This is a genomic window from Terriglobales bacterium, from assembly GCA_035543055.1.
Classification (GTDB): domain Bacteria; phylum Acidobacteriota; class Terriglobia; order Terriglobales; family Acidobacteriaceae; genus JAIQFD01.
Genome location: DATKKJ010000157.1, coordinates 1 through 3,028, shown reverse-complemented (window position 1 = coordinate 3,028; position 3,028 = coordinate 1). Strand labels below are relative to the sequence as shown.

Annotated in this window: 3 protein-coding genes; 1 reads left to right on the top strand and 2 read right to left on the bottom strand. The window is 64.6% G+C overall.

All coding sequences use genetic code 11. The features are described from left to right. A partial coding sequence (locus VMS96_10685) for a DegT/DnrJ/EryC1/StrS family aminotransferase (protein ID HVP43890.1) occupies positions 1–250 on the top strand: 250 nt, incomplete at its 5' end. Positions 251–361: 111 nt separating this feature from the next. Here the strand turns inward: VMS96_10685 and VMS96_10680 are convergent. After that, the gene (locus tag VMS96_10680; GenBank protein HVP43889.1) at positions 362–2,101 is read right to left on the bottom strand and encodes an IS1634 family transposase; all 1,740 of its coding nucleotides are present in this window, start codon (positions 2,099–2,101) and stop codon (positions 362–364) included. 117 nt (positions 2,102–2,218) lie between these two features. Next, on the bottom strand, positions 2,219–3,028 hold an 810-nt coding region (locus VMS96_10675), incomplete at its 5' end, for a hypothetical protein (GenBank protein ID HVP43888.1).

The following is a 3,028-nucleotide window of genomic DNA, read 5'->3' as shown; positions in this document are numbered from 1 at the left end:
GCCGCGGTTCGGGATTTCGCGCGACGAGTTCCACAAGGCGCTCACGGCGCAGGGGATCCCTTGCACGCCCTTCTATCCGCACACTCTCTATGGAAACCCCCTATATCAGCAGGGCGGCTGCCGCGTCGAGCCGTGCCCGGTGGCCGAGGCGTGCATCCGCGACGCCTTCTGGCTGCCCCACCGCGTCCTGATGTCGGACGAACAAACCATCCGCGAAATCGCCGCCGCCATCCGCAGGCTGAAACGCTAGCTCTAACTGTTAACTATAACTAGCCCGAAGTTCCACCCCGGCTGGAGGCGGATCTGTTGATTCTGCGGGCGTTGGGGCGCGACCTGGAGTTTCCTACTGACTACGTTTGCCTCACAGCCTGACGCTTAGCAGCGCAAGGGCATATTGCTGTGAGGCGGTCGGGCGGGTGGTCACCTGGAAGGCGGACAGGGACCGCAGGCGCGGTTGGATGCGGCTTCTGACGATGGTGCCCAGATCCTTCAGCCAGTCCTGAAAGCTCTGCACCGGCCAGTCGTCCGCAGTCCGCCGGCGGCGTGCTTTCTCGCGCGCCTCCGGGGATCGCCTCGCCGGCGCGACGGGAGAAGTCCTGGCGTCGCCGCGCTGCTCGTCATCGAACAGCACCGGCGCCAACGCTTGGCGCATGTGCCACTCCACGTAGTAGGCCAGCATGGCGAGGAAGACATGTGCGCGAACCCGGTCGGGCGCACGATGACGAATCGGGCGGACATTCAGATCGACGCTCTTCAGGCTGCGAAACGCGCGCTCCACAACAGCCAGCCGCTTGTAAGCCAGCACCGTCTGCTCCCGGTTCAGAAACTGCTCCGAGACGCAGGTCCGCAGCACGTAGACCCCATCCAGGGCCGCATCGCGCGCGATGCGCTCCGGGTTGCGTTCCCAGCGCAGACCCTGCGGCGTAACCTCCCAGAGGAAGTACTTCTCCACCTTGCAAGGGCCCAGCGCCTTGCCCACCAGAAAACTGATCCTCTCCGCGCTCCGCAGAGGCTGCCGCTTCCGTTTCGTCGCGGCCTCGATCTCCTTCAGCTTCTTCTCCGCCACCGCCATCAGCTCCCCACGCTTGCGCCGCCGCTCGGCCGCCAGCAACGGATTCCGGCACACGATCAGCCGCTCGCCGGGATAGTCCGGATGCTGGATCTCGGCCAAGTCGCGCTGGTCAAAGAGCGACAACTGCACCATGCCCTGGCTGGCGAGTTTCTGAATCTGGGCCGCGCGCAGCGCCGTGATCCACTCCAGTCCTTCCTGCGGGCGTAGGTCTTCCTCGATCCGCTTCTCGGTCAGCATGCCGCGATCCCCCACCAGAATGAGGCGCGTCAGGCCAAAACGCTGGCGCAGTTTTGCCACCTGCGCGGCCACCGTCTTGGGATCTCCGGTGTTGCCTTCGAAGACCTCCACCGCTACCGGGCAGCCCTCGGCCGAGGACACAATGCCGAAGACGATCTGCAGATTACTGCGCCGCTCATCGCGCGAGTAGCCATACTGCGCCAACGGGCAATGGTGCCCTTCGAAGTAGGTCGAGGTCAGATCGTAGAGCACCAACGTTCCAGAACGCAGGTGCCGGCGTGCCAGTGCGGTTTCGATGGCGGCTTGGCGCGCCACCAGCCAGTCCATGGCCGCATACAAGTCATCCTCGTTGACCGTGCTCAGCTTCAATTCCTCTCCCAGCGTGTGATGACAGGTTTCGGCACGCAGCGAGCGGCTGGTAGCCAGTTTGGAGGAGGGCTCCAGAACCTGGGCGGCGATCAAGGCCAACGCCGCCTCGCGTTGGCGGCTGGGTCCGGAATCCAGGATGGTGTCCAGTTGCAGATGGCGCAGGGTGCCCAATACCGCGGCCACGTGACCATGCGGCAGCGAGCGGGTGATGTCGAAAGCGGACTCCAGAGCGGGCAGGCCCTTGTAGTCGCCTTTCAGGACTCGGCGTAAGGCCTCGATCTTCTCCGCCCTCCAATGGCTGAGGTTGGCCAGAGTGCGGTTATGGACCTTGCCGTTCTGGCGGAAGCTCTCGCGGAGGAGCACGGCGGGCGGGGAGGAGCGGTTGGGGACAACGGCCACATACATGTAGACAGGATACAGCATGTGGAACGGAATATCAAGAGAAATCTTGACAATTACATGACTACAATATGGCGGGAAAATGCGCCCAAGCTGCTGTCCGCAAAGGGCGCTACATGCGATCAAGGGTGGAACTTCGGTCTAGCGTCCAGGGCCGGCGGCGCGAGGCGGCAATTCCGCAATCAAGCGGTGAAGCTCGTCGGGCCGCACGGGTTTGGCCAGCGCCCGGATCTGGCCGGCCGGCAGCACGGCGGCCAAGGCAGGGTCGTGTCCCCTGGTGAGCAGTACGAAAGACGGGACATCCGCGCGCGACGATTCGAAGCACGCCGGCCACCCCTCACCCGGGAGAACGGAAGTACAGAAGAAGACATTGAAGTGCAGGCGCTTGGCGAGTTCCGCGGCCTCTTCCGCGCTGGCGGCGGTGACGCTACGGTGTCCGAGATCTGAAAGCGAGGAAACCAGCAATTGACGGGCCTCCGGTTCAGGCTCCAGCACGAGCGCGGTGAGAGGCGCCGTTGCCTTCGCGGCGCCGCGTGGGAGGGCGGCGCCTCCCGTCAGCTCGAGAGCGGCCAGGGGGATCTCGATCTCCATGCGGGCAGGCCCCTCCTTGAAGGTTGTCAGCGTCACTTCCCCGCCATGGATGCGTATGAGATCCCGGCAGGCGGTGAAGCTATAGCCATTCTCAAAGGCTGTGTCCTCGTCATGCCGTTCACCGGCCGCCTCGAGCTCCTGCGCCGACCCCGGCCAACTGATGTCCACCTGCGCCATGGCCGCAAGGCGTGAGGCCCGCAGGGTCGCTGTCTTCTCAGTGGAATACTCCAGACAACGCTCCACATGCCCCAGCAGGCTCACGACAGCCCGTTCCAGCGAGTCGGCCCGGCTTGCCACGAACAGCGGATCGGGGGCGACTAAATCCCGCACCCGCAGGCCCCGCTCCTCCCAGGTCTTCTG

Coding starts and splice junctions, on each gene's coding strand:
- VMS96_10680 (HVP43889.1), bottom strand. CDS start 2,101: ATGCTGTATCCTGTCTACATGTATGTGGCCGTTGTCCCCAACCGCTCC.